25 protein-coding genes and 1 riboswitch are annotated in these 25,395 nt (G+C 52.9%); of the genes, 13 read left to right on the forward strand and 12 right to left on the reverse strand.

Features of this window, described 5'->3' with window-relative positions; translation table 11 throughout:
• Positions 1–187 precede the first annotated feature (187 nt).
• Positions 188–1,303, forward strand: coding sequence for a sporulation integral membrane protein YtvI (gene ytvI, locus NNL21_RS07480; RefSeq protein WP_204817895.1), 1,116 nt, complete (start codon positions 188–190; stop codon positions 1,301–1,303).
• 28 nt (positions 1,304–1,331) lie between these two features.
• Here ytvI and NNL21_RS07485 read toward each other — a convergent pair whose 3' ends face one another.
• The 8 genes from NNL21_RS07485 to NNL21_RS07520 all read right to left on the reverse strand — a co-directional run bounded on the left by NNL21_RS07485 (position 1,332) and on the right by NNL21_RS07520 (position 11,005).
• Positions 1,332–1,724 carry an FxsA family protein gene (locus NNL21_RS07485; protein ID WP_204817893.1) on the reverse strand — a complete coding sequence of 131 codons (393 nt, stop codon included), beginning with the start codon at positions 1,722–1,724 and terminating at the stop codon, positions 1,332–1,334.
• A gap of 18 nt (positions 1,725–1,742) precedes the next feature.
• On the reverse strand, positions 1,743–2,231 hold the full coding sequence (locus tag NNL21_RS07490) for an acyl-CoA thioesterase (RefSeq protein ID WP_204817891.1): 489 nt from the start codon (positions 2,229–2,231) through the stop codon (positions 1,743–1,745).
• Positions 2,232–2,444: 213 nt separating this feature from the next.
• Positions 2,445–4,199 carry a pyruvate kinase gene (pyk, locus tag NNL21_RS07495; protein WP_204817889.1) on the reverse strand — a complete coding sequence of 585 codons (1,755 nt, stop codon included), beginning with the start codon at positions 4,197–4,199 and terminating at the stop codon, positions 2,445–2,447.
• Positions 4,200–4,293: 94 nt separating this feature from the next.
• A complete protein-coding gene (locus NNL21_RS07500) occupies positions 4,294–5,322 on the reverse strand; it encodes an acetyl-CoA carboxylase carboxyltransferase subunit alpha (protein WP_204817887.1) in 1,029 nt (342 codons plus the stop codon).
• Positions 5,312–6,184: an acetyl-CoA carboxylase, carboxyltransferase subunit beta gene (gene accD / locus NNL21_RS07505; protein ID WP_204817886.1), complete on the reverse strand. Its 873-nt coding sequence runs from the start codon at positions 6,182–6,184 to the stop codon at positions 5,312–5,314. Before accD ends, NNL21_RS07500 begins: the two co-directional genes overlap by 11 nt.
• A gap of 33 nt (positions 6,185–6,217) precedes the next feature.
• Positions 6,218–6,412, reverse strand: coding sequence for a glutamate decarboxylase (locus tag NNL21_RS07510; RefSeq protein ID WP_204817885.1), 195 nt, complete (start codon positions 6,410–6,412; stop codon positions 6,218–6,220).
• 201 nt (positions 6,413–6,613) lie between these two features.
• Positions 6,614–7,126, reverse strand: a complete 513-nt coding sequence (locus NNL21_RS07515; protein ID WP_204817973.1) for a phosphatidylglycerophosphatase A family protein — start codon at positions 7,124–7,126, stop codon at positions 6,614–6,616.
• Between the two features lie 186 nt (positions 7,127–7,312).
• On the reverse strand, positions 7,313–11,005 hold the full coding sequence (locus NNL21_RS07520) for a DNA polymerase III subunit alpha (protein ID WP_204817884.1): 3,693 nt from the start codon (positions 11,003–11,005) through the stop codon (positions 7,313–7,315).
• A gap of 129 nt (positions 11,006–11,134) precedes the next feature.
• Here NNL21_RS07520 and NNL21_RS07525 point away from each other — a divergent pair, with 129 nt between their 5' ends.
• The 3 genes from NNL21_RS07525 to NNL21_RS07535 all read left to right on the forward strand — a co-directional run bounded on the left by NNL21_RS07525 (position 11,135) and on the right by NNL21_RS07535 (position 12,343).
• On the forward strand, positions 11,135–11,464 hold the full coding sequence (locus tag NNL21_RS07525) for a YtrH family sporulation protein (RefSeq protein WP_204817883.1): 330 nt from the start codon (positions 11,135–11,137) through the stop codon (positions 11,462–11,464).
• Between the two features lie 2 nt (positions 11,465–11,466).
• On the forward strand, positions 11,467–11,967 hold the full coding sequence (locus NNL21_RS07530) for a sporulation membrane protein YtrI (RefSeq protein WP_204817882.1): 501 nt from the start codon (positions 11,467–11,469) through the stop codon (positions 11,965–11,967).
• A gap of 82 nt (positions 11,968–12,049) precedes the next feature.
• The gene (locus NNL21_RS07535) at positions 12,050–12,343 is read left to right on the forward strand and encodes a YtpI family protein (protein ID WP_204817881.1); all 294 of its coding nucleotides are present in this window, start codon (positions 12,050–12,052) and stop codon (positions 12,341–12,343) included.
• Between the two features lie 76 nt (positions 12,344–12,419).
• On the opposite strand, the gene NNL21_RS07540 is transcribed toward NNL21_RS07535, so the two are convergent.
• Together NNL21_RS07540 and NNL21_RS07545 are read right to left on the reverse strand one after the other, a co-directional pair.
• Entirely contained in the window at positions 12,420–13,766 is a 1,347-nt protein-coding gene (locus NNL21_RS07540; protein ID WP_204817880.1) for a DRTGG domain-containing protein, read from the reverse strand.
• Between the two features lie 141 nt (positions 13,767–13,907).
• Positions 13,908–14,243, reverse strand: coding sequence for a YlbF family regulator (locus NNL21_RS07545; RefSeq protein WP_204817878.1), 336 nt, complete (start codon positions 14,241–14,243; stop codon positions 13,908–13,910).
• A 260-nt stretch (positions 14,244–14,503) separates the two neighbouring features.
• Between NNL21_RS07545 and NNL21_RS07550 the strand changes: the two genes are divergently transcribed.
• From NNL21_RS07550 to NNL21_RS07575, 6 genes are all read left to right on the forward strand, one after another.
• Entirely contained in the window at positions 14,504–15,874 is a 1,371-nt protein-coding gene (locus NNL21_RS07550) for a YheC/YheD family endospore coat-associated protein (RefSeq protein ID WP_204817876.1), read from the forward strand.
• A 176-nt stretch (positions 15,875–16,050) separates the two neighbouring features.
• Positions 16,051–17,217 (forward strand): YheC/YheD family endospore coat-associated protein, encoded by a 1,167-nt coding sequence (locus NNL21_RS07555; protein ID WP_204817873.1) that lies wholly within the window; start codon positions 16,051–16,053, stop codon positions 17,215–17,217.
• 48 nt (positions 17,218–17,265) lie between these two features.
• Positions 17,266–18,639 carry a YheC/YheD family endospore coat-associated protein gene (locus tag NNL21_RS07560; RefSeq protein ID WP_204817871.1) on the forward strand — a complete coding sequence of 458 codons (1,374 nt, stop codon included), beginning with the start codon at positions 17,266–17,268 and terminating at the stop codon, positions 18,637–18,639.
• On the forward strand, positions 18,639–19,778 hold the full coding sequence (locus NNL21_RS07565) for a YheC/YheD family endospore coat-associated protein (RefSeq protein ID WP_204817869.1): 1,140 nt from the start codon (positions 18,639–18,641) through the stop codon (positions 19,776–19,778). Before NNL21_RS07560 ends, NNL21_RS07565 begins: the two co-directional genes overlap by 1 nt.
• A 15-nt stretch (positions 19,779–19,793) precedes the next feature.
• Entirely contained in the window at positions 19,794–20,303 is a 510-nt protein-coding gene (locus NNL21_RS07570; RefSeq protein WP_204817867.1) for a GNAT family N-acetyltransferase, read from the forward strand.
• A 57-nt stretch (positions 20,304–20,360) separates the two neighbouring features.
• Complete coding sequence (locus NNL21_RS07575; protein ID WP_204817864.1) at positions 20,361–21,506, forward strand: YheC/YheD family endospore coat-associated protein; 1,146 nt, start codon at positions 20,361–20,363, stop codon at positions 21,504–21,506.
• Between the two features lie 26 nt (positions 21,507–21,532).
• Here the strand turns inward: NNL21_RS07575 and NNL21_RS07580 are convergent, their stop codons facing one another.
• A complete protein-coding gene (locus NNL21_RS07580; RefSeq protein ID WP_373567546.1) occupies positions 21,533–22,222 on the reverse strand; it encodes an HAD family hydrolase in 690 nt (229 codons plus the stop codon).
• Positions 22,223–22,257: 35 nt separating this feature from the next.
• A complete protein-coding gene (locus NNL21_RS07585; protein ID WP_204817859.1) occupies positions 22,258–23,388 on the reverse strand; it encodes a phosphodiester glycosidase family protein in 1,131 nt (376 codons plus the stop codon).
• Positions 23,389–23,603: 215 nt separating this feature from the next.
• Positions 23,604–23,709: riboswitch (guanidine-I (ykkC/yxkD leader) on the forward strand.
• A gap of 130 nt (positions 23,710–23,839) precedes the next feature.
• Between NNL21_RS07585 and NNL21_RS07590 the strand changes: the two genes are divergently transcribed.
• The 3 genes from NNL21_RS07590 (at position 23,840) to NNL21_RS07600 (ending at position 25,370) form a co-directional block, all read left to right on the forward strand.
• Positions 23,840–24,181 carry a DMT family transporter gene (locus NNL21_RS07590; RefSeq protein ID WP_204817972.1) on the forward strand — a complete coding sequence of 114 codons (342 nt, stop codon included), beginning with the start codon at positions 23,840–23,842 and terminating at the stop codon, positions 24,179–24,181.
• Positions 24,181–24,495 (forward strand): DMT family transporter, encoded by a 315-nt coding sequence (locus NNL21_RS07595; RefSeq protein WP_204817857.1) that lies wholly within the window; start codon positions 24,181–24,183, stop codon positions 24,493–24,495. The genes NNL21_RS07590 and NNL21_RS07595 overlap by 1 nt, the downstream gene beginning before the upstream one ends.
• 104 nt (positions 24,496–24,599) lie before the next feature.
• Positions 24,600–25,370: a polysaccharide deacetylase family protein gene (locus NNL21_RS07600; RefSeq protein WP_204817855.1), complete on the forward strand. Its 771-nt coding sequence runs from the start codon at positions 24,600–24,602 to the stop codon at positions 25,368–25,370.
• Positions 25,371–25,395 lie beyond the last annotated feature (25 nt).

Here is a 25,395-nt window from a genome sequence, read left to right on the forward strand (position 1 = left end):
GGTAATCCTCCTAAGACATCGCATCGAAATAAGACGCTTCTTGTCTCATTATGCAGGATCTCTGTTCGGTTGATGTTAATGAATCGTAAATGGAGCGTAAACTGCGAATTTAACTTGCTTTTATTTGGCAATAAGACAGGCGTCAGTGATACAATATCATAGAGACGTTGTATAGGGGGGATGTTCAATGGATCGTACCGTCTGGCGGCGCACCGGCCGCGCATTACTCGTCCTTGTTGCGATGGCAGCGCTTATATGGCTCATTGTTTTCGTAACGCCGCTTGTATATCCGTTTATTTTCGGCTGGCTGCTGGCTTACATCATTAATCCGATCGTGAATGTCCTGCAGCGGAAGCTGAAGGTTCCAAGGTGGCTTGGCGTTACCTTCACCCTGCTCTTATTTGCCACCGCTATGCTCACCATTGTCTCGGCCCTCGTAACGCGAATCGTCGTCGAAATCATTCATCTGTCCAAATCGCTGAACAGCACGATCGATTGGTGGAAAAACGAGTTCGAACGGATTGTCGCTTCTCCCGAAATTCAAGACCTGATTGAGAAGCTGAACACCTTCTACAAGGAAAACCCCAACTACCAAGAAACGATTAACTCCCGCATATCCGACACCGCGAATTTACTGGCCAACAAAAGCTCAGGCATTATTAGTTTCTTCTTAAACGGTATCGTCAGTTTAATATCTTCGCTGCCTAATTTGGCCACGATCCTGATCGTCGTGCTGCTTGCCGCCTTCTTCATTAGTAAAGACTGGTACCGGCATCTCGCCAAAATGGTCGGCTGGTTTCCCCTTGGCATGCGCAAATCAACCTCTATTGTCTGGAACAACCTTCAGAAAGCATTATTCGGGTATGCCCGGGCGCAGCTTATTATGATTTCCATCACAGCCTTCGTCGTCACGATCGGATTAATGATCCTCGGTGTCGATTACGCCATCACCATCGGTATGCTGATCGGGTTCATCGACCTGCTTCCTTATCTCGGCGTAGGTGCCGCTATGGTACCTTGGATCGTGTACACCTTTATTTACGGGGACGTCTCTCTTGGCATCGGGTTGACCGTGCTTTACGGCATCATTCTAGTTGCTAGACAAATTCTCGAGCCGAAGGTGCTCGCCAGCAGTGTTGGGCTGGATCCGCTCCCCACCTTAATCGCCATGTTTGTCGGACTTAAGCTATTCGGCGTATTCGGGCTGATTGTCGGGCCGGTTTCGCTCGTTATTCTGGCCGCGGTTCATCGTGCCCATGTGTTTCGTGATTTGTACACGTTCGTGCTAAGAGGGTCGAAGTAATCCCGAAGACCATGGACCTCCAAGATGATTAGCGCCTGCGAATTGTGAACTGACCGGAGCGAAGCTTCTTCTCGATCCAACGGAGCATTATGGCTTTGTAGAATGGTCTTGTTAACGGGAAAAGCAGCGTTATGCCGATGATATCGGAGAAAAACCCGGGCAGCAGCAGGAGCAGGCCACCGATTAACACGCAGAGTCCATTCAGCATGGCATGTCCCGGAGGCTGGCCCGTCTGCATCTGACTCTGCACCTCTATGAGCGCTTTACGTCCCTCCAATCGGGCAAACTGGGCACCGGCGAAGCCGGTCACCAGAATAAGGAGGAATGTCATCCAGCCGCCGACGAGATGGCCCATCTGAATGATGCCCCACATCTCTACGGCAGGTATGATAATAATTGCGGCAATTAGCCATTTTAGCATCTTCTTGCTCCCCCCTTATTATATATTGCCCTTAGAGACGCGCTTCAGCAGGGCGTAGAGCTCCGGCAATGACTTATCAAGCCGAGAGGGCCGGAACTCCTTGTTCACCCATACGTGGCTTGTACCGCCCTGAACGAGCAGCTCGCCCGGAGGCCTCTGGCCCCGCCATTCAGCCGGGTATTCCTCGCCTTGCCGGATGCGCCGTACTTCGGAGCGGAACGACAGGCGAACCGGAGAAAATTGCTCGATCGTCGTACATATAAGCACGATATCATCATAACGTGCTGGAGATACATACTTACATTCCAGATCGACGACTGGCAGCAGCAGTCCCTCTCGTTCGATCTGCACATAGGGCATCCCAAGCTGTCTGACCAGCTCGGTCCTGCCGATTTCGAACCACGTCACATAATTACCGTGAAAGACGATACCCATCTGATCGGTTTCCTGATACCTGACCCTTATAGGATGCAAATACCAGACCGCTGCTTGATCTGTAACCGCCATGTAACCACAACCTTCGTTCGGACAGCCCATGGCCGCGACCGGCTGTTCCTTTTGTTTGGATGAAAGAGCAAGAAGAAACGGCTCGTCCGTTATCGGCGGCGACGCGAGTTTCTTGTTTGGAATCCTACACTGCCTTAAATTTGAACAAAAGCGACGGCACCTGCGCACCATCGCTTTCGTCATTATGCTATTCAAGTTTACAAGGTGCCTCGATTAGAGTACCCTGGCTTGTCCGGAATAAATAACGCCGACCTCGGCGTATACCGTAACTTCCATTCCATCCTGGAGCTGATCCAGGGCGTTGTGGACACCAAGAATGACTGGAATTCCAAGGTTAAGCGCAACAATCGCCGCATGGCTGGTTACGCCGCCTTGCTCGGTAATGACCGCGGCCGCTTTCTCCATCGCCGGCATATAGTCCTTATCTGTAGAGCCGGTAACGAGAATCGAACCTTGAGTCGTCTTCGCAACCGCTTCTTGCGCAGAGCGCGCTGTGACGATTTTGCCGGTTGCGCTTTGTGTGCCAATACCTTGGCCTTTGGCGAGCAGCTCTCCGATGGTATGAATCTTGATCAGGTTCGTCGAACCCGAACGGCCAACCGGGACGCCTGCCGTAATAATAACCGTATCTCCCAGCTTCACGATCCCGGAATCAATACCGCCGCGGACCGCAATATCGAACATCTCATCCGTTGTTTCGGCCGCAGTTCCTTGGACTGGAATAACGCCCCAGATGAGCGACAGACGGCGCATCACCTGCTCGATTGGCGTGACGGCGATTACAGGCGATTTTGGGCGGTACTTCGAAATCATCCGGGCCGTGTAGCCGCTCTCCGTCGAAGTAATAATAGCTTTGGCCTGCAAATCCAAGGCAGAGTTCGCGACCGCTTGACTGATTGCTTCGGTAACGGTAGTTTGCTGCGCGTTGGCTTGCTTCGTGAATATCTCGCGATATTCCAATGCCTCTTCTGCACGAACCGCGATTCGTGACATCGTTTGAACGGATTCAACCGGATATTTGCCTGCTGCTGTCTCTCCGGACAACATTATGGCATCCGTGCCGTCGAAGATCGCATTCGCGACGTCGCTTGCTTCCGCACGTGTTGGACGCGGGTTCCGCTGCATGGAATCCAGCATTTGTGTGGCCGTAATGACGGGTTTACCGGCACGGTTACACTTCTGAATCATTTGCTTCTGAACGAGCGGCACCTCTTCAGCTGGAATTTCCACGCCAAGATCACCGCGCGCCACCATCAAGCCGTCGGATACTTCGAGAATTTCATCAAGGTTATCCACGCCCTGCTGGTTTTCAATTTTGGATATAATCTGGACATGTCCCGCATTATGGCGCTCGAGCAGGTCGCGAATTTCCAATACGTCGCTTGCCTTACGAACGAACGATGCCGCAACAAAGTCAATCCCTTGTTCAACGCCAAAGACGATGTCGCTTGCATCCTTCTCGGTAATGCCCGGCAGGGAGATATGAACGCCGGGCACGTTAACGCCCTTCTTGCTCTTAATTGGACCGCTGTTCACGATGCGGCATACAATTTCCGTATCCTCTACAGATTCTACGGTCAATCCGATCAAGCCGTCATCGATGAGAATCGTCGAACCGATATGCACATCTGCAGGCAAATTCGAATAGGTTACGGGAATGCGATCCTTGTCACCAAGAATCTCTTCCGTCGTAAGTGTAATCGTCTCGCCCTGAATGAGCTCGATCGGCTCTTCTTTCAGCTTGCCAAGACGAATTTCCGGTCCTTTGGTATCCAGCAAAATGGCAACCGTCGTGCCAAGCTCCTGGCATGCTTGCCGAATGTTCTTGATCCGGTTGCCGTGCTCCTCGAAATCACCATGGGAGAAATTGAGGCGGGCAACGTTCATTCCCGCGTTGATCAGCTTCTTCGTATTCTCAAGTGATTCACTGGAAGGACCGATTGTACATACTATCTTCGTTTTACGCATGTGTAGTTTTTCCCTCCGTCTAACTATTACATCGACTTCACGTACATGATTCAACTATGGCCTGGATCTCGCGATCCGCAGGCCGGGTTATCTATTATACTTGACCAGAATCAACCGTTTCAAGCGTTTCTGGTAAATCCTGAATGATTTCAGGCTCCACAGCCTTCACAGGCTCCCGATATCTGCCGATTTTGCGGAATTTATTATAACGGTCCGTCACGAGCTCCTCTGAAGAGAGAGGTGTCAGCTCCTGAATATGACGCCATACCGCTTCTTTGATGAGCTCCGATTGCGAAGCGTAATCGCGATGTGCGCCGCCTTGAGGCTCGGGGATGATCTCTTCGATTACACCGAACTCGAGCAGATCCCCAGCTGTAATCTTCATAACCCCGGCCGCTTCATCTGCTCGGGATGCATCCTTCCATAGAATGGAAGCTGCCCCATTCGGCGAAATAACCGAATAAATCGCATTCTCGAGCATCAGTACCCGGTTGCCTACGCCCAGCGCGAGCGCCCCGCCGCTGCCCCCTTCACCAATAACGACGCAAACGATCGGAACGCCAAACGTTGCCATTTCGCGCAAATTGCGCGCAATGGACTCCGAGATGCCGCGTTCTTCCGCGGTATTGCCGGGATAGGCGCCCTTCGTATCGATAAAGGTAATGATGGGACGGCCAAACTTGTTCGCCTGCTGCATAAGCCGAAGCGCTTTACGCAGTCCCTCCGGATGCGGACTCCCGAAGAACCGGGCAATATTATCCTTCGTATCCTTGCCGCGCTGGTGACCGACAACCGTCACAGGCATCCCATTCAGCCTAGCTAGTCCACCAACAATCGCCAGATCATCCGCAAACAGGCGATCGCCGTGCAGCTCAATAAAGTCGGTGAATATCGACTGTATATAGTCAAGCGAAGTCGGACGCTGGTGGTGGCGGGCAATGTGCATCTTCTGAGCGGGCGTCAGCTCGCTGTACATCTCTTCTTGCAAAGCCTTACAGCGCTCCTCAAGCCGCGAAATTTCTTCCGAAAAATCGATCCCCGACCCTTGGCTAAGCTTATTTAACTCTTCGATTTTGTTTCGAAGATCGTTCAAAGGCTTCTCAAATGGCAGATCAACCGCCATAGGTCGTATCCCCCTTTACCGAATGCATGTCAACCAGTCTGGCCAGCAGTGATTTCAGATCCTTGCGGTGAACAACCTTGTCGAGTTGACCGTGCTGCAGGTTGAATTCAGCCGTCTGAAAATTGTCCGGCAGCTTCTGGCGAATGGTCTGTTCGATAACCACACGTCCAGCAAACCCGACAAGAGCACCGGGCTCGGCCAAATTAAAATCGCCAAGAGTCGCGAAGCTTGCGGAAACCCCGCCTGTAGTCGGATCAGTTACGACCGAGATATACAATCCGCCATCCCCTTGGAATTTAGCTAATGCTGCGCTGGTCTTTGCCATTTGCATGAGACTGATAATGCTTTCCTGCATCCGGGCACCGCTCGAGGTGGAGAAAATGATGAGCGGCAGCCGCTTGGAGTGTGCATATTCGATGGCACGTGTAATTTTCTCGCCTACGACGGAGCCCATGCTGCCAGCGAAGAAATCGAAGCTCATCACAGCGACGACGACCGGCAGTCCGCCGATCAAGCCTTCACCAGTAACGACCCCATCAAGCATGCCGGTTTTCTTCTTCTGCGCTTCAAGCTTAGCGGCATAATCCGGAAAACCCAGCGGGTCTTCCGACTCCATCTCGGCATCGAATTCATTCAAACGCCCGTCATCAAGCGTCATTGCGATTCGTTCCCAGGCATTCAAACGGAAATGATAGCCGCAGCTTGGGCAGACCTTTAAATTCTTTTCGATTTCCTTGCTGAATTGAATATTGCCGCACTGCGGGCATTTTGACATCAAGCCTTCGGGTATGTCCGGTTTGGTCCGCGTTTGCCCGGAAGGAATCGTCGCATATTTCTTTTTATGAAATAAGTCCTTGAACAAAAGAGACACCTCTTCGGGGAGCAGCAGGTATCGTTACCGCTGCGTATTCAAAATGTTGTTGAGCACTTCCTGTACTTCTTCCAACTCACCGGATGGAACCAATATTTCAAACTGCTGTTTGGATACATTAATCGGGCGAATTTTTACGAGAAACCCTTCTTGCGTCAGTCGATTTCTAATGCTTTCCGCGATTTTGGCCGTTGGCGCGATATAAATGACCGTCCACATGAAAGGTACCTCCTGAACATATTAGCTTGCTTGCCGGTATAGATTGATCGCATGCGCGCTGTGTTTTCTTAACATGATTTCCACGGTATCCGGGCATATGATGTCATAATGATATCATAAATGCTATTTTCATCGCAACGATGCACGCGGGTATGTTTGCAATCGCCCGGTACCGTGAAACTCCTGCTATAAGGCCGAGCGTTATGGAACGTCGGGAATCTGGTAACGGTTCGCTTTGGGATCCTTATGCGCAATGCGTGCCGATGCCGCGGCTGCAAGGCCGGCAATCAAATCGTCAAGAAAAACATGAACATGCTTGCCTTTCTCATTCAGCTTGCGAATAATGCCCGGCTTCACTTTATCTAAATAACCAAAGCTGGTCAGTCCAATCATGCCGTATACGTTCGTAATCCCTAGCGCAAGCGTCTCGTCCACGCCATACAGTGATTCATCCGCCTCCATAATCGCTTGCAGCGGCTGCGGCAGCAGCTTGCGCTCTGCCAGCTCATCTAGGGCGATTCCTGTGAATAATACGTATTGAACCTCGCGCTTCGCCAATACCGCCAGCACGCTTTCCGCACATTCTTCCAAGGTCAAATCGGCATTATACGGCCGCTGCAGCGAATAGACAATGTCCGCTACATCACCGACAGTCACGCCCCGGCTCAGCAGCCAATTTTCCATCTCGGACAACAATGATTCATCCCCCCGCATCAGCTTGTACGAGAGGATGCGACGTTCACCGTAAGCCGGAATTACGTCGAGCTCCCGCCCAAGCGGCGAAATGACGAAGGCCCCGCTTAGCAGCGGCATGACCACTTTCTTCGAGAGCTCCGTGTCTCCTAAATGTATGCGGACAGGGAGTAAGTTGTGCATATAAAATATCGTGTCGACGGCAAATTATTTCACCACCGCAGAGCCTTTTCCAAACAATGCCTCGATACGAGCAATCAGCTGCACCGACGGTTTGACCCGGTAAGCATCGCTGAGTGCGACTGTTTTCTGCTGCGATTCATAGAACAGCACCGTCTCAAGCGGGCCGTTATTTCCCGCCAGCAGCGCTTTAAGCTGCTCAAGCGCAGCCGCCTCTTCCCGGCCGGAGGCTATCTTGATGTACATCCGCTGCTGCCGCTTGCCTGAGCCTGCTGCTGCCGGTGCGGGTGCGGCCTCGGACCGCAGCCCCGCCGTGCTCGCCGGCGCTGACGGGCGGCCCCGACGCGCCGGCTGCTGCGCTGGCACAGCAGCGCCAGGCGCTTGCGCCAGAGGCGCACCGCCTCCGCCCCCGCTTCTGCGGGCGCCGGTCTGCGCCTCTGGCGCTGGAGCGCCGGCGCCTCGCGATGCCCCCCGCGAATTCGCCTGGCGCTGAAGCCGCTGGACCTGCTCTGCCAGGTTCAGGTCCGGGCGGCCGAGCGGGACGACGTCCTCAAGCAGCAGCTTGAAGTCGTCATCCTGATGCTGCACCGTCGCCAGCATAATGGCGAGGCTTCCCGGTTCGAGCAGTGACGCGTGACGCGTCCAGATCGTCGGGAAGGCTACGGCCTCGACGCGCATAATGCGATCCTCAAGCTCGAGGAACGCCATGGCCTGTCCTTTCTTCGTCGTGAAGCGCTTCGCCGACACGATCATCCCCGCAATCAGAGCCGATCCGCCTTCCGGAGCTTCAGCCAAGTCGACGAGTCTGTCAAGCGGAAGCTGCTCTAAAGTAGACTCATAATCATCCAATGGATGGCCGGACAGATAGAGCCCCAGCAGATCCCGTTCCAGCGCAAGAAGCTGTCCGGTCGTGAACGGCTGCACGTCCGGAAGCTCCACATCCCAGTTCTGAATCTCGTCAAAGCCGAACATCTCGAGCTGCAGCTCTTCCCGCTCCTTGCGCCACTTTGACGCTGCATCCACCGTCTCGTCTAGCGCTGCGAACAGCTGCGCCCGGTGTCCGGAGAGCGTATCGCATGCGCCTGCTTGAATAAGCGATTCCAGCACACGCTTGTTCACAACACGCAGGTCTACGCGCCGGCACAGATCGAGGAGACTGTCAAACGGTCGTTCAGCCCTCTCTTTCATAATGGACTCGATCGCCTGACTTCCGACATTCTTGATTGCAGCCAGTCCGAAGCGGATCGCTCCCCCCTTCGGCGTAAACGATATATTGCTTTCGTTGACATCAGGCGGCAGAACATCAATGCCCATTCTGCGGCATTCGTCCACATATTCAGCCGTCTTCCGCTGATTACCGGTTACCGAAGCGAGCATAGAGGCCATGAAGGGCACCGGATGGTTCGCCTTCAACCAAGCCGTCTGAAAGGCAAGTACGCCATAAGCAGCCGCATGCGCGCGAGGAAAACCATAATCGGCGAAGCGGACGATCATATCGTAAACCCGGTTCGCGTCGTCCTCCGAGAAGCCTTGTCCCAGACTGCCCTGCACAAAATGCGCCCGCTGCTCATCGAGCACCTCGCGCTTCTTCTTCGATACCGCGCGCCGCAGCAAATCCGCTTCTCCTAGCGAGAAGCCCGCCATCGATGAAGCAATCTGCATAATCTGCTCCTGATAGACGATGATGCCATACGTATCGGCGAGAATCGGCTCGAGTGACGGATGCGGATACTCGACCTCCACGATCCCGTGCTTGCCCTGGATGAATTTCGGTATGAATTCCATCGGGCCTGGCCGGTATAGCGCGACAACGGATACGATGTCTTCGAACTTCGTTGGCTTCAGCTCCCGCAGCACCCGGCGTATACCTGCGGACTCCATCTGGAAAATACCGGTCGTATCCCCATGACTAAGCATCTCGTATGTTAGCGGATCATCGTCGGGAATAAACCGAAAATCCACTGTAATCCCGTGCTGCCGCTTCACCCATTGCAGCGCCCGCTCCAGAATCGAAAGCGTCCGCAGGCCCAGAAAATCCATCTTCAGCAAGCCGACGGCTTCCAGGTGCTCCATCGAATATTGCGTTAGCGCCGTCTGCTCCGTGCCCGCCTGAAGCGGAACGACATGCGTCAGCGGCTTCCCGGAGATGACGACGCCCGCGGCATGAGTGGAAGCATGCCGCGGCATGCCCTCCACCTTCACGGCCATATCGAGCATCGCCCTCGTCTTCGGCTGGCGCTCATACGCCTCGCGGAGCTCGGAGCTGACACGAAGCGCTTCCTCCAGCGTCATGCCCAGCTGGCCGGGAATAAGCTTCGCCGCCCGGTCCACCTCCGCGAACGGCACGGCCATCGCTCTTCCTACGTCACGGACAGCCGCACGCGCAGCCAAGGTGCCGAAGGTGATGATCTGAGCGACATGCTCCTCGCCGTATTTGGCCGATACATAGGCAATAACCTCGTCCCGCCGTTCATCGTTAAAATCAATATCAATATCCGGCATCGAGATTCGTTCCGGATTAAGGAATCGTTCGAAAAGCAGCTTATACTTGAGCGGATCGACATCCGTAATCCGAAGCGTATAAGCGACCAGGCTTCCCGCCGACGAGCCACGGCCCGGACCGGTACGAATGCCTTGATCGTGAGAAAAGCGGATAAAATCCCATACGACCAGGAAGTAATCGTTAAAGCCCATGCTGTCGATAACAGAAAGCTCGTAGTTCAGCCGCTGCTCAGCACGCTCCCGGTACGAAGGATCCGATGTCCATTCGGGATTTCCCGCATAGCGGGCTTCGAGCCCTTCCCGGCACAGTGCGTTCAAATACGAAGCACTCGTCATTCCTGCGGGTATCGGACCGAATGAAGGCAGCAGCGTCCGCCCGAAGGTCAGCTCGAGCTGGCACTTCGCGGCGATCTCAACGGTTCGGGCAACGGCCTCGGGCGCCTGCCGGAACTGCCTCGCCATCTCATCGGCACTCTTCAGATAGAGCTGGTCGGTCAGAATCCGCAGCCTGCCCTCATCCTCGACGGTCTTCCCGGTTCCGATGCAGATGAGCACATCCTGGACCGCTGCGTCGGCGGCCTCGATATAGTGGACGTCGTTGGTTACCGTAAGCGGAATACCCGTCTCCTGCGAGAGCGCAATCATAGCTTGTACCACTTTCTTCTGATCAAGCAGCCCGTGATCCTGCAGCTCCAGGTAGAAGTCCTCGCCGAATATATCCCGGTACCGGATTGCCGCTGCATGCGCTTCCTCTGTGCGGTCGTGGAGCAGATGCCAGGAAACCTCGCCTCTTAAGCATGAGCTCAAACAAACAAGCCCCTCGGAGTAGGCGGCCAGCACCTCCATATCGATTCGCGGCTTATAATGAAAGCCTTCCAAATGGCCGATCGAGCATAGCTTCATTAAGTTCTGATAGCCGGTCTCATTCTTAGCCAGAAGAATCAGATGATACGTTGGATTGTCCTTCCGCGAGCCCTTCTCAAACCGAGAGCCCGCCGTCAAATAAACCTCGCATCCGATAATCGGTTTAATGCCGTGTTTCCTGCATTCTTTATAAAACGGAACGGCGCCGTACATGACCCCATGATCGGTCAGTGCCAGCGCCTTCATTCCAAGCTCTGCCGCCCGGGCGACAAGATTCCGGATGCGTGCAGCGCCATCTAACAAGCTGTATTCGCTGTGAACGTGCAAATGCACGAAATCGTGTGCGCCGCTCATGCATTCCATTCCTTCCTTCGATCGAAGCATCATTTTATACTAGTTTATCATATTGAAGGGCCTCGCGCCCATAGAATGAGATATGGAGGGACAAGTGTCCTCCTAAGATCCGCGAGGCAGGTGGTACCGATGTTCAATCCTTTCTTAACTTGGGCAATCATTGACTTCTTCATTGCGTTCGGGGTTGTATTCGGCGGCTCGATGCTGGCCGGCATCGGCTCCGTCTTCCTTCTTATGCCGCCGGCCTCCATCATGCTCAATACCGCTTCACAGCTTAAAATCTGGGCACTCGTTGCTGCTGTTGGAGGATCGATTGATCCCATGCGCGTCATTGAAAGCAATATTATCGAAGGACATCTGTCACCGGTTGCCATGCAAATCGGTTATATGCTGTGTGCCTTTCTTGGCGCCCATCTCGGCACGGAGCTCATCCGGTGGCTGTGCAGAGGGGCTGTCTGATCATGCGTGTGCCCCAATTTGAACGATACCACGCCTTTATGCAGGGAGCAGCCGGCTTCGTCATAGGGATGATCGTCGGCGCTATCGTTTATCATTCCATTTTCTTGGTGAACTTCGAAGCGATCAAGAACATGAACGGCCAGCTGGAGGAAAAGCTGAACCAATATGAAGAGGACATGAAACAACTCAAAAAGTTTAAAACCCAGCATACCGTCATCAAAAGCATATTACCCATTCTGGAGAAGGATTCAAAGTCCCCGCTCGATGAGCTGACCCAAACGGCTTTGAAGAAGGAGCTGAGGGATAATCTGACGGTCTTGATCGGCAGAAGCATCTACGAGATTGATTCCGACGCCAAGATGGCCCGGCTGCTGCTGAGCGGGAAGGTCTATGCAGATATTTATAAAAAAGATTACACTGTCGAGATCAAGACGATGCTTGTTGTCGATAATGTACTTCAGGTGTGGTTTAAAGCGAAGGTATTAGAGCGGTCATCCGGGTAATCAACTCCGCTTTCGCCAGATGTTCCACTCATGTTACAATGAGGCAGAATCCGTCCACTGCAAAGGAGCTGTACCCTTATTTATGGTTAACTCATTAAATTGGTTATTGGTAATCGGCGTATTCGCCTCCTTATTCGCGTCTCTCTTCTTCAGCTATAAGTCGCGCCGCGCCAGAGATGGACGCCAGCGCGGCATGAACGCCGCCAAGATGAACATATTTATGGGAGTTATGCTGATGCTCGTCGCGCTGTTGTTTATGCTCGTATACAGCGGTTCGACGGTTAAAGTGATTATCGGCACGCTCTTCATCGTGATCGGCTTGTTCAACTTGTTTGCCGGTCTGCGCAACCATAGCGTCTATCGATCAATGAAATAACTAAAGAGGCTGGCACGGCAAGAGGAGGAAGCCGATTGACTTAATCGGCCACCTCCTCTTTTCATTGCACTGCCGTTTAAAAAGGATCCATAAGCTGTGCCGTCAGCATGGCTTTGGCGGCCAGTCCGCTGGAGTCCGTCAATTCAACCTCCAGCTTCGCATTCTTACGGCTCATCTCCAGCAGCTTCGGCACGATCGCTACCTCGCTTTCCAGCTGCACCGGACGTACAAAATAGGAAGTGAGGCTTTCCACGATATGATCGCGTTTGCCCAGATCCCGAATCAGCCCGCGTGCCGCAAGCGTCATCAGCGTCACGATCACACCTTCCGAAATGGTGCCGAACGTTCCTGACATCTGGGGGGTAATCCTCCCTTTGTACACCCACTTTCCTTCTCCCGCAATTTCTGTCTTGGCAAAACCCGCGCTAATCAAATCATCGAACGTGTCGCCCGATTCGGATTGCCTTCCCGTATATCGCATCGCATCCAGCACTTCGCTGCGGCTTATGGCTGCAAGCAGCTTCCGGTTCTTGTCGACGATCGGCAGCAGCTCGATGCCTTCCGCCACCATCGTATGAGCAGCCGAAGCGATCGGAATGTTCAAAGCTGCGGTGATGAGATGCCGCGTCATCAGCTTGTCCACGAGCTGTCCTCCGGAAGCTCCCTCCGCATCCTTCATCGTCATCATCCCGACGACCCGCCCACGATCGTCCAGAACAGGAAATCGCGATCCCCCGTGGCGGGCTGACAGCTTATAGAAGTCGTCGACCGTTTCACCAAGGCGCATCGTCTCCACAGGCCTGCTGTAGGTAACGATATCCTCAACCAGCATAATTTTCTGCTTAATAAGCCGATCGAACATCGCCCGGTTAATCATCGATGCAACGGTATACGTATCATGCTTGGAGGAGATGATGGGCAAGCCCAGTGAGTCCGCCAGCCGATTGACGTCCTCGCTCGTTCCGAATCCCCCTGTGATCAGCACCCCGGCGCCCTGCTCCAATGCACAGCGATGCGCCTTCTCCCGGTTGCCGACAATAAGCAGGCTTCCAGCGTCAATATACCGGACCATCGCATCAAGCTCCATCGCGCCAATAACGAATTTATGAAGCGTCTTGTTGAGGCCCGTTGCACCGCCATATAACCGGCCTTCGACAATATCGGCCACTTCGGCGAAGGTTAGGCGGTCCAGCTTCCCCCGTTTCTTGCGTTCAATCCGGACCGTCCCGATTCGTTCCTTCGTGCTGACAAGCCCAAGCGTTTCGGCCTCTTTAATAGCCTTGTATGCCGTTCCTTCGCTGACGTCAAATTCTTCAGCCATGGAGCGCACAGACAGCTTGGTCCCAATCTTGAGCTTCCCGATATATTGAATGAGCCTCTCATGCTTCGTAAGCGCCTCGTACTCTTTGTCCTCGCTTGTCATTGTACATTCTCCCCTTTATCCAAAAGCGGCACGAACCTTACTATTTCTATCTTACCAGAAAGCCAGTCGTCCAGCAGACAGCAAGAGCCCGCAGAAGGCAAATTCACCATTTCTGCGGGCTGTTTGGAGTCGGAGTTTTCACTATTCTACGATGGAACGCAGTGAATCCGACATAATCCGATTCACGTCGTCGAAGATGACGCTAAACCGCCGCTCGGCTTCAAACAATCGGCTTACATGGGGGTTTAACGAAATGACCTCATACAGCTTGTTCATCTTCTCCATCTCGCCGGGGGACGGCTCTTCACCTGACATGATTTGCTGCTGCAGCTCCGCCTGCCGCTCGCGGAAATCATCCATCATCCGCTTCGCGTCAGGGTCAGCCTCCACAGCCTGAAGCGCGGCCTTGAGCGCCTTCGCCTCATCGCCTTGCTTCAGTGCTTCCGCTAATTCGTAAGCCTTGTCATACACATTCATCGTCATTCTCCTCCCGTATCCTATCCAGCCTTAAAAAAAGATGTATTATAGAGGACCTCTTACCTTCATTATAGCTGCTGCCGCCCTTCCCTAGCCATGTTATCCCGACTTCAAAATAAATTCAGGCTTATTCATGCGGAAAGAGGAGGCTGAGGCTAATCACCAAGGTATAGATGTCCTCATATGATAAATTAATTCGTGTAAATCACCCAAGGCCGCTAGCTATTCGTCGCCATCCCCCAGCTTGGAAGGAGATTCCCATGCTGAAATCAAAAATCGCCGTACAAGTGATCAGTTCAGGCATATTGCCCGAAGATACGGTCATGCTTGGCGAAACTTATTTGAAACAGCGGAAAATCCCGCTAGGCCAGCCGGTCACGCTGAAGTTCGGCGCATTGCGCCAACCCATTAAAGTCGTGCCGGTCGAAAAGTTCGACGGCATGCGCATCGGTCAAAGCTTGGCAAGACGAATGGGAATCTATTCTAACACGTCGCTTCGCCTCCAATACCGGAGCGATTCCGCCACACTAGCGCTCGGTCCTCTCATCGGCGTGCTTGTTAGCCGCGACGATCCCAGTATGCCGGATAAACCGTTTGGTTCCATCACGTTGTTTTGCAAGGAGCTCGTTGACGCATGTGTCGCACAAGGCGCTCATGTCTACTTCTTTACCCCGAATCATATCGGAGGGAACTTCAATACCGTCGAAGGCTGGGTTTACGCAGATGGCTGGCGCAAGGCTTCCGTGCCTGCCCCAGATGTCGTCAACAATCGGCTTACATCCCGTAAGCTGGAGAATAAGCCCAGCGTACAACATTTTCTGAAAGAAGTAAAATCCCGTTACAACACCGTCGTCTTCAACGAAAAGTTTCTGGATAAGCCGGAAGTATTCGAAGCACTGAAGCGGGACGCATCGCTTGTCAAATACCTTCCTGAATCCCATGTTCTCCGTAATTACACGATGTTGAAATCGATGTGCTCACGCTACAATACCGTGTTTCTAAAGCCGGTTCGCGGCAGTCTCGGGAAAGGTATCATCCGCATCTCAAGACAGGACAGCGATAATTATCAGGCGCATTATGCGACAGTAGGCGGTACCCGGAAGCAGCAGTTCTCCAGCCTGCTGAAGCTCTTCAGTTCCATTTCCGGCAAAATGAAAACCATCCGCTACCAGATACAACAAGGGCTGCAGCTTATCGACATCGGCGGGCGTCCCGTTGACTTTCGGGCACTCGTACAAAAGAACGAGACCGGCAAATGGTCGCTCACCTCAATCGTTGCACGTACGGCTGGCAGTCATCACTTCGTCTCCAACCTGGCTCGCGGCGGAACGCTCAGCACCGTCAAGGAAGCCGTCGCCAAGTCCAATTTGTCCGGATCTCAGGGTCATGATGCCCCAGCCCGGCTGCAGAGAGCTGCACTTGATATCGCCAAAGGAATCGATACGCACATCCCCGCCCATTTTGGCGAGCTGGGAATTGATCTGGCGCTCGATACCAGCGGCAAGGTATGGCTGCTTGAAGTAAATTCGAAACCGTCCAAGAACGACAATACCCCGCTGCAGGAGCAAAAAATACGGCCTTCGGTCCGCAATATGATCCGCTATGCGAGGCATGTGGCTAAATTCCAATAACTGGAACACTAGGCTCCACAAAACTTAAGCTTATGCTTCCGAAGTAAGTTTTGCTGCGAAGAGTATCTGGGGGCTATGCTCCACAAAACTTAAGCTTATGCTTCCGAAGTCAGTTTTACTGCGAAGAGTATCTGGGGGCTTATGCTCCACAAAACTTTTAGGAGGTTGCGATGAACATGACTCAGCAGAAATCCGCGATCGGCATTCTGGTCAGCGAACCGGCCGAAGATCTACCGATGGACGCAGGCGCTCCGGAAAGGATGCCGGAGAACAGCTTCTGCCGCGATTTATGCCGGCTTGGCCGAGAGCTAGGGCTGCTCGTATACGTGTTCTGGGCGTCAAGCGCCCAAGCAGCCTCCGGTACAATTCAAGGATTTGTCCATCGCCAAGGCAAGTGGAATGCTCAGGATTGCCCGCTGCCGGACTTCATTTATGACCGGACCTTATGTAAGAGTACCTCGGATCGGAGAATCCGCAGTGCGGTGCTCTCCACGCTCAAAGAGAATCACCCCTTCATTCTGCTGAACGGCGCGCTGCCGGGAAAGTGGGACGTGTATGAAGCCATGTATTGCGATGAGCTGCTCCGTCCGCTGCTTCCGCCTACGTATCGATATGAAGGCATAGAATCGCTGTCTGAGATAATGAGGAGCCACCAATCAGGCTTATTTCTAAAGCCTGCGGCAGGTTATCAAGGGCGAGGCGCTTTCCGGCTTGAACGCATCTCAGAGGGCTGTCGCATTGACGGGAGAAGCGGCAGCAATATGCCGCTGCATAAATCATTTGGCCATATGAACGACTTCACCCTCTGGTTTGACCAAATTGCCCATTCGGCAGCATATATTATCCAACCTTATTTACAGCTTACCGATCTTGACGGGTATGCATATGATATTCGATCACTCATCCAGAAGGATGAACGAGGTCGTTGGAACATGACTGGCTCCGCCCTTCGCCTAGGCGAAACAGGCAGCGTCACGGCTAATCTGCACGGTGGCGGCAGTGCACATGACGCGTTCAATGGGCTATCGAAGCGATTTGGCGCTGATCAGGCACGTGAGCTTCTCATCCGAATGAAACGAATCAGCGAGCGGGCGGCGGTATTATTGGAACAGCGATTCGGACGTCTTTGCGAGCTTGGGCTCGATTATGGCATTGAGCCAGATGGCCGGCTGTGGCTGCTAGAAGCGAATGCAAAGCCCGGCCGGCAGTCGTTTCAGGAAAACCCGGAAACCGCAAGGAACGCCGTTTTGCGCCCGCTTCAATACGCGCTGCTGCTGGCGAACAGCCGCACTCCCCTTTTTCAGTCGACCGTCCAAACATCCGTAGCAGCGCGATCGCGCTGATGCTGCAGCTGCTCGAATCCAGAGGAGATCCAACCAGGAGGTTCATCCATGAGTTTGACATCGTGTCACGTTCACTTCTCGCCGCATAGCGATAAAGTCATCCACTTGTCGGGTTCGCTCCTTAAATCGTTGAAACTGTCGGGAAAGAAGACGGTTCATCTAAGGCTCGGCAAGGAAACGATAACCGCGACGGTGAAACCCATCCAACGTCAAGGCCATCACCTGTATTTGTCCGCCGGAGTGCGTCAATTGATCCGGGTACCGAAGACGGGCAGCATCTCACTGCTGCAGGCGGCCGATAACGAAGTGAAGATCGGTCCCTTGGTCGGGGTATTAACCGACGTGGTCTCCCGTAGTATGGTCACACCATTCGGATCCCGCACCGGTTATATCAGACAGCTCTTGCGTATCGGAGAGAGCAAAGCCTACTTCTTCGCGTTTACACCACGCGACATCAACTGGCAGCAGGAGACGGTCAACGGCTATTTCCTGAACAGCCAGAACAGCTGGTATCGCAAGGTCGTCCCTCTCCCCGACGTTGTATATAATCGCTTGCCCAGCAGGCGGGCAGAAACGACAACCAGCATCGTGGGATTAAGAGAACGTTTCATTAAGAACAAAATTCCTTTCTTCAACTGGAGCTTCTTCGATAAATCGGATGTCTATAAAATGCTCGATCAGGATGTCGAAGCGTTAGAGCATCTTCCTGAGTCGGTCAACAATCCGAAGCCGGAGAAGATCAAGGAGATGCTGGAGAAGCATCAGTTCATCTACTATAAGCCGACTGCGGGCAGTCTAGGGATCGGTATATACAGACTGACCTATCATCCTAAACGGGGATATTTCGCACGTTACCGGCGAAATGGTTCGAATGTTCTTCTGCGTTTCACGAACTTTCAAAGCCTGATGCGGATGCTGCAGGCCAGGCACGGAAACGCGCTCGGTCGTTATGTGTGCCAGCAGGGAGTCAGGCTGATCGAAATCGACGGCTGCCCCATCGATTTCCGGTTTCACATGCATAAGAATGGCAATAACGAATGGGTTCCTGTCGGCATAGGAGCTAAGAAAGCCGGACGCGGCAGCGTGACAACCCATATCAAGAACGGCGGCACGCTGCTTACACCAGAGCAGGCGCTCAGTCGGACATTTGAAGGTAGCTCCGGTGAGATGCTTGAGAAGGCCAAGAAGATTTCCATCAAGCTGTCGGAGGCAATCGAGCGGAACTTCCCGCATACACTTGGAGAGCTGGGGCTCGATATAGGGATCGATAAAGACGGCAAGGTATGGATGTTCGAAGCGAATGCGAAGCCGGGAAGATCCATCTTCAGTCATCCGTCACTCCGCTCGCAGGGACGCGATTCCTTCACCCATATCGTCGAACACTGTATGTATTTGAGCAGGTTCAAGGGAGGCGGTAGTTGATGCCTATCGAACTCCAGGATCCGCAGGATGGGGTGGACATTCAAAACAAGCGTCCTGTGCTCGCTATCCTAACGATCGAAGACGACATCCAGCTGTTTCGGGGGAACCGCAGCAATTACGCCGATCTGATACGCATTGGCCGCGAGCATGGTTTCCTTGTCTACGTGCTGACCGTCAAACAATTGAAGCTCAAGCGTAAACTGCTCGAGGGCTACACTTACGAGGAGCAGACCGATACGTGGTCACTGCAGCAGTTTCCTTTTCCCGATTTAATCTATAACCGAATTCCGCTCCGCGAGGATGAGTTCCTGCCGAACGTCCGCCAGAAAATTGCAGCTTGTATGCGCAGTCCGCGCGTGCATCTGTTCAATCCGAAGTTCTTCAATAAATGGAGTCTATTCAAATGGCTGCGGCAGTCAAGAATAACGAGGCCATATATTCCAACGACACAGCGGATGTTGACCCGGGAAGGCCTGGCAAACATGCTGCGTAAGCATACGTTTCTTTATTTAAAGCCGGTTAGCGGCAAAGCAGGCAGAGGGATTATGACCATCAAGGTACATCCCGAGAGGTCACTCCCTTTTATGCTCAAAATTCAAGCAGATAAGAAAAGCCTTAGCTACAATTGCGGAAGTATACAGAAGCTCTGGGTGCGGGTGAAGAAGGAATGCGGCGGCGAGCGGTACATCGCCCAACAGGGCATCATGCTGGCCGCGTACCATGATCGGCGGTTCGATCTGCGCGCACTGGTACAAAAAAACCAGCGCGGCCTTTGGGACCTCTCAGGCCTTGGCGCACGCGTCGCTGGTTCACGCAGCATTACGACGCATGTACCGCGTGGAGGCAGTATTGAGGACCCGGAGAAACTGCTTGTCAGCGCATTTGGCCAAGATGAAGCGCGTAAACTGCTTGTGAAGGCACGCAGCACAACCCTGCTGATTGCCAAACAAATCGAACGCGGTTCCGGGTACACGCTCGCCGAGATGTCGATGGATCTTGGAGTTGACCAGCATGGCAACCTATGGTTTTTCGAAGCCAACGCCAAGCCAATGAAATTCGATGAGCCGGATATAAGAAAACTCTCGCTGGATCGCATCTTTCACTATGGCCGCTATCTAATACGAACAAAAACCAGATAATATCGAGGTGATCCCTTGGATTTCAAGCTGCTGCCCCCAACCCGTTGGCACGCTATGCGTGAGAAGCTGCTTGCTTTCGCAGGTCGTTATGGCAGCGGCCGCTTGTCTGCCGAAGGTCTGTCCCTGCTGCGTACGATTGCAGCTGTCGAGCCCATAACCAGTGCAAGCCGCAATAATCCCCATCGTATCCGCACCGCTGAACGACCAGCACCGCCCACCATCGCTGAGAACGGGTCGGCCGCTATCGCCATCGCCCTCGAAGCCGGCAAACTGGCCGGCTTCGCCTTTGCGGCGGACGCTGGCGAGCGCGCCTGCATCGTTGTGGTCCGCCCTGAGATGCGCGGACGCGGCGTTGGCAGCGCGCTGCTATCACAGCTGCGGCAGCATTACGGCCACCTCTCATGCAGCGTCGCCGCCGACAATCCGGCAAGTATGCAGATGTGCTTCCGTGCTGGAATGACAGCTGTCGGGATGCACCGCGGACCCACTGGCAAACCGACGCTTCGCTTTGAATTTAGCCGTTAAAGCCTTAGTTATACAAAGATGCGTTTTCCCTCGAAAAACGCTTTAGGAGGAATCCCCGTGGGATTGCCCGTGCTCGGGATACTGACCCTTTATTTGAATGATAACGGTGCGCTTGAGGAGAGGCCGATATACCAGAGGATGTCCTTAGCCGGTAAGAAGCTTGGGCTCGATGTTTTCGTCTTTACCCCTCAGGATGTCAATTATAAGCAAAACCGGATTCATGCCCATGTCTATAACCCTGCGACCAAAAGCTGGACGCGCAGATGGAGCTCATTTCCCAATATGATTTATGACCGTTGCCGGATCCAACGGAGTCACCGGTTTCAACAGCTTCTTCATTTCCGGAAGCAATACGGCCATTTGACATTCCTCAACCGGGTATTGCGGAACAAATGGACGGTCTACAAAACCATGCGCAAGGAAGCGCGGTTTCGTGCCCATCTGCCGCTTACTCGAATGTACGAGAGCCCTCAGGATTTGACGGAGATGATTCGCAAATATCCACTGGTTTACTTGAAACCGATCAATGGCACGGGAGGACGTGGCATTCTTCGCATCGAGCGGCATCAGGACGGCACTTACCTCATACAAGGCCGTGACCAATCCCGGCGAATCATTAGCCCTCAGCGTGTTCCTCTCTCCTCGCTGCATAAGAGACTCGCCTCATGGAATTTGAAGAGCAATCGTTACTTAGTTCAACAGGGCATTCAACTCAAGCTTTCGAACGGCCGGGTTCACGATTATCGGATGCTGGTGCAAAAGAACGGCGAGGGTATCTGGGAAGTAACCGGCTGTGCAGGACGCATTGGCGCACCGCGAAGTATTACATCCAATTTGCACGGGGGCGGCGAAGCCGTCACGATGAAGGCATTGCTGGGCCGATGGATCGGCAACGAAGAGACAGCCGAGAAGGTCAAGAAAACCGCCGAAGAGCTGGGCGTGCAAATCTCTTCCTTCTTGGAGCAGTCCTACGGGAGACTATGCGAATTGGCGCTGGATTTGGCTATTGACCGCAAAGGCCATATTTGGCTGCTTGAGGTCAATCCCAAACCTGCACGGGAGGTATTTATTCAAGCCGGCGAGAAAGAAACCTACCGGCGGGCGATCATAAGACCGCTCGAGTATGCGCTTTGGCTTCACGATCAGAAGAAGCTGCGGAAAGAAAAATCGACCATACGCGACGAAACAAATCCCGACACGTAATTACGCGCCGGGATTTGTTCTTCTTTCTATTCAATTCGAGAATGCTGCAGTTCGAGCAGCTCGCGGAAATCACGAATGAGCACATCAGCACCCCGCAGCTCTTCCTGCCGGCCATAGACCGCATAAGCGCACCCGATTACCGGCAATCCATTGCCCTTGCCAGCTTCAACATCGGAGGAACGATCTCCAACCATCCATGCCGCCCCGATTCCGTGATCCTTCATCAATCTGGCCACAAGCTCCACCTTCGTCGCTGTCTTATATTCGCCTGCACTGTACAGGCCATTGAATAAACCGGCAATCCCTCTATGCTCCGCTACGCCCTTCACATAGTCCTCCAACCCGTTACTGGCCACAAACAGCTTGCAGCCGCGCGCTTTGAGTTCACGAAGCGTCGTCTCCACATGAGGATACAAGGTCCCTTCACCAGCCACCAGACCCTCCAGCTCGTACTGTAGCATAAGCTCGTCCGCCCGCTTACGGGCAGCCTCCGAGCTATCCGGCATCACGATATTCCATATATCCTCCAGCAGCATGCCCAGACATCCCAGCAGCTTCTCTACCGGTGGCGTCGGTCCCTCATGCAGCCCTTCTTCCCGCAAGGTTGTAAAAATACGTTCGTGCACGCCGATCAACAGCGTATCTGTCTCGAATAATGTGCCGTCCATATCGAAGATGAGTGCCTCTGGCTTCGGCAGCTTGTGATTATCGTTCAGTTCCATTCTCTCCCTTCAAAGCACTACCTCCTATTCTACCACTTCCCGGCGTCAATATCCTGCGGTCTTAATCCTTCCCACACATTAGGCATCTCCACCTGCTCCGGATGCTCATAAACCAGCCATGCAGACGGCAAATACCTGCCCTCTCCGCTCTTGGAGGACGGTTTATTCATAATAACGTGATCCTTGACGAGAATCGAGGATGATCCGCCATCCAAATTAGCAGCGATCACCGCGCCCCGCTCAAGCATGATTTGTTGGACATCATATAGGTTTGCCCCGATGCTATGCTTTTGACGCCCGTCGATGATCACGAATATAATGGCCCCGTCTTCACGCTGCCCCATAGCCGTGCGCGGAGCGATCCCCCATCCATCCTTCGCGCTCTTAATCAGCCCCTTGCCATTAACAATAATACGCGGCTGGAAGGTTACCGCTTCGCGTACACCCAGATCGATCATCTCCTGAAGGGAGTATCGCCCTGCGATCATCTTGCCTTGCTGGTCAAGACCGACGATTTGCGTCGATTTCTTCTTGCCAAGATCACTGTAATACACATTTCCCTGAGAAATGACGACACCGATGGGCTGAAATCCGTTCCCCTGCCAATTCGGATCCGCAAAGCCGCCAGCATTGACCCCGGCCACCGCTCCCGTACGTTCGACCATGCTCAGTACCCGTTCCCCCCGTCCTTGCTTTGCGGGAACCCCGAGCCTGATTTTGGTGGGATCGTTAACGATCATGACAAACCCCTGGTACCCTTTGCCCGATATTTCCTCCACTTCAACAAGCGGCTTCTTCTCTTCCTCCGGCGATGTCACCTCCGGGGTTTCGATCACATGCGTATCTCGTTCATCCCCCATCGACTCAAACCGCTGATTGTATTCTGCGACACGCTCATCAAGCGCCTGCTGTCCAATGATATACTTCGCCCAATGCCGATGCTGTGTGGTTATGAGCGTATCTGCCATTAGATACCGAAAATTATTGCCTGAAGGCGTAAAAAAAAGCCATCCCGCTGCTAAAGCTCCTGTTAGCATGCAAAATGTCATCACATATAGCAGCAATCGAACGAACCTGCCTTTACGCCGCTTAACGCGTCTTGCACTTCGCGAGGGCGTAAACTCCGGCTTCGTGGATTCGGGAGTCACTCTCATATTCATACCTCATGTATCGCTCCTTACTCGATTCGCCTTGTAATTCACCCTTTAAACGAGCGAATACGAGGAAAGGTTTCACAGCCTCCGCTCAAACGACAAAACCAGTCTTCACTTCGGCAAAAGCTTCCCTTGCGTCCGCTCTCCACGCCTTTTGTCAAAGAAAATTTTTACTATTGCTATTTGGTTCAAAGTACACTAAAGTAAAACGTAATTGAATATTTAAGGTTTTCTAGGGTTCCGCGGCTTAGTGGCTGGTCTGGTCCGAGGGAAAACGCACGGAAGCCATTTTTCGTGAATACACGGAGGGACAAAAGCCCGGGAGATATCGTTATACGATATTTCCCGGGCTTTTGTGCTTTTATGGCCAGCTTTTCACTAAGGTCATTAATAGCTGCTGCTGAAAGGCTGCGATTCGTGACAAACTATAGGCAAAGGAGAATGCATCCCTATGAAAATGAAATCAGATTGGTTAAAAGTGATTATCGCCGCTCTTTTCGAAGTAGGCTGGGTAATCGGGTTGAAGCATGCGGATTCCTTCCTGGAATGGGGCGGAACAGCAGTGGCGATCTTTGTTAGTTTCTATTTGATGATCACGGCAAGCCGTCATATCCCCGTCGGTACCGTCTATGCCGTCTTCGTCGGTCTAGGGACGGCCGGAACGGTTCTAGCCGAGATGCTGCTGTTCGGAGAAGCCTTCAAGGCCGCTAAAGGCATTCTTATTCTGCTTCTGCTTGCCGGCGTTGTCGGCCTAAAGCTTGTTTCCAATAAAACCGAAAAGGAAGGGGCGGGATCCTAATGGCTTGGACCTATTTAATCCTCGCTGGCCTATTCGAAATGTTCGGCGTGGCCATGATTAACAAATTGAATCGTGACCGGAATTGGAAAGCCTTCACGCTGCTTCTGGTTGGCTTCGGGGCAAGCTTCTCCTTCCTCGCCCTTGCGATGAAGACGCTGCCGATGGGTACGGCCTATGCGGTATGGACAGGGATCGGCGCCTCTGGCGGAGCCATACTTGGCATGATCCTCTATGGCGAACCGAAGACGTTACTTCGTATCCTCTTTATTGCGATGGTTCTTGGAGCAGCGGTCGGTTTAAAGCTCATTTCCTAATTGCGGACCTTTTTTATATATCCAGCTTTTGCATGTATTCCCTGTGCTTTTGACATCCTAAGCTAGAGTGCCGATATCATGGTAAATGCAAAGGATGGGTCGTTATGCTTGCACGTATTGGATTGATTGGGATGATAAGCCTTTCAGTGCTGCTGATGGCTAGTGATGCTGACGGAGCCCCGATCAAGAAAGACCGATTTTATTATGAGAACAAAGGCGAAATGATTTGGGAGGTCCAAACGGATCAAAAAATGATTGCCTTGACATTCGATGATGGACCTGACCGCGTTCAGACGAATGAAATTTTGGATCTGCTCCATCGCTTTGATGCAAAAAGCACGTTTTTCGTGGTCGGAAAACGGGTCGCCCAGTACCCTGATCTGTTGAGACGAGTGGTAGAAGAAGGACATGAGGTGGCAAACCACACCTACAATCACATTTACTTCAAACTTCCTGCTTCAGAGGAAATTGTCCGGCAAGAAATTGAAAGCACAGAGAAGGAAATTTTTCAGGCGACCGGACTGAAATCCTCTTTATTCCGCCCGCCAGGCGGAACATACGATGATCGCATCGTCCAAGTCTCGAACCGCATGGGATTAATGCCCGTCATGTGGTCATGGCATCAGGATACACGTGATTGGAGCCGGCCTGGGATCCGCAAGATTGTGGATAAAGTCCTACAGAATGCAAGGAATGGAGACATCGTCCTATTTCATGATCACGTACAGGGGAAATCACAAACTATCCCCGCGCTGGAGATCATTCTTCCGGAATTAAAAGCGCGGGGATTCCGTTTGGTGACGGTATCCGAACTAATCAAGTCATCTGTTTCAGAAATCAATCGAAAACTGCCAGCAGGTGGCAAGAGTTCTTAATATTGCTTCAGTATGGTTCCTCACC

Origin of the sequence: Paenibacillus mendelii, from assembly GCF_024498075.1 — a bacterium.
In the GTDB taxonomy this organism is placed as follows: Bacteria; Bacillota; Bacilli; order Paenibacillales; family Paenibacillaceae; genus Paenibacillus_Z; species Paenibacillus_Z mendelii.

Excerpts from the sequence above, each read along its gene's own strand:
- ytvI (WP_204817895.1), top strand. The coding sequence starts at position 188 with ATGGATCGTACCGTCTGGCGGCGCACCGGCCGCGCATTACTCGTCCTT.
- NNL21_RS07485 (WP_204817893.1), bottom strand. The coding sequence starts at position 1,724 with ATGCTAAAATGGCTAATTGCCGCAATTATTATCATACCTGCCGTAGAG.
- NNL21_RS07490 (WP_204817891.1), bottom strand. The coding sequence starts at position 2,231 with ATGGCGGTTACAGATCAAGCAGCGGTCTGGTATTTGCATCCTATAAGG.
- pyk (WP_204817889.1), bottom strand. The coding sequence starts at position 4,199 with ATGCGTAAAACGAAGATAGTATGTACAATCGGTCCTTCCAGTGAATCA.
- NNL21_RS07500 (WP_204817887.1), bottom strand. The coding sequence starts at position 5,322 with ATGGCGGTTGATCTGCCATTTGAGAAGCCTTTGAACGATCTTCGAAAC.
- NNL21_RS07510 (WP_204817885.1), bottom strand. The coding sequence starts at position 6,412 with ATGTGGACGGTCATTTATATCGCGCCAACGGCCAAAATCGCGGAAAGC.
- NNL21_RS07515 (WP_204817973.1), bottom strand. The coding sequence starts at position 7,126 with ATGCGGGGGGATGAATCATTGTTGTCCGAGATGGAAAATTGGCTGCTG.
- NNL21_RS07520 (WP_204817884.1), bottom strand. The coding sequence starts at position 11,005 with ATGAGCGGCGCACACGATTTCGTGCATTTGCACGTTCACAGCGAATAC.
- NNL21_RS07525 (WP_204817883.1), top strand. The coding sequence starts at position 11,135 with ATGTTCAATCCTTTCTTAACTTGGGCAATCATTGACTTCTTCATTGCG.
- NNL21_RS07530 (WP_204817882.1), top strand. The coding sequence starts at position 11,467 with ATGCGTGTGCCCCAATTTGAACGATACCACGCCTTTATGCAGGGAGCA.
- NNL21_RS07535 (WP_204817881.1), top strand. The coding sequence starts at position 12,050 with ATGGTTAACTCATTAAATTGGTTATTGGTAATCGGCGTATTCGCCTCC.
- NNL21_RS07540 (WP_204817880.1), bottom strand. The coding sequence starts at position 13,766 with ATGACAAGCGAGGACAAAGAGTACGAGGCGCTTACGAAGCATGAGAGG.
- NNL21_RS07545 (WP_204817878.1), bottom strand. The coding sequence starts at position 14,243 with ATGAATGTGTATGACAAGGCTTACGAATTAGCGGAAGCACTGAAGCAA.
- NNL21_RS07550 (WP_204817876.1), top strand. The coding sequence starts at position 14,504 with ATGCTGAAATCAAAAATCGCCGTACAAGTGATCAGTTCAGGCATATTG.
- NNL21_RS07555 (WP_204817873.1), top strand. The coding sequence starts at position 16,051 with ATGACTCAGCAGAAATCCGCGATCGGCATTCTGGTCAGCGAACCGGCC.
- NNL21_RS07560 (WP_204817871.1), top strand. The coding sequence starts at position 17,266 with ATGAGTTTGACATCGTGTCACGTTCACTTCTCGCCGCATAGCGATAAA.
- NNL21_RS07565 (WP_204817869.1), top strand. The coding sequence starts at position 18,639 with ATGCCTATCGAACTCCAGGATCCGCAGGATGGGGTGGACATTCAAAAC.
- NNL21_RS07585 (WP_204817859.1), bottom strand. The coding sequence starts at position 23,388 with ATGAATATGAGAGTGACTCCCGAATCCACGAAGCCGGAGTTTACGCCC.
- NNL21_RS07590 (WP_204817972.1), top strand. The coding sequence starts at position 23,840 with ATGAAATCAGATTGGTTAAAAGTGATTATCGCCGCTCTTTTCGAAGTA.
- NNL21_RS07595 (WP_204817857.1), top strand. The coding sequence starts at position 24,181 with ATGGCTTGGACCTATTTAATCCTCGCTGGCCTATTCGAAATGTTCGGC.
- NNL21_RS07600 (WP_204817855.1), top strand. The coding sequence starts at position 24,600 with ATGCTTGCACGTATTGGATTGATTGGGATGATAAGCCTTTCAGTGCTG.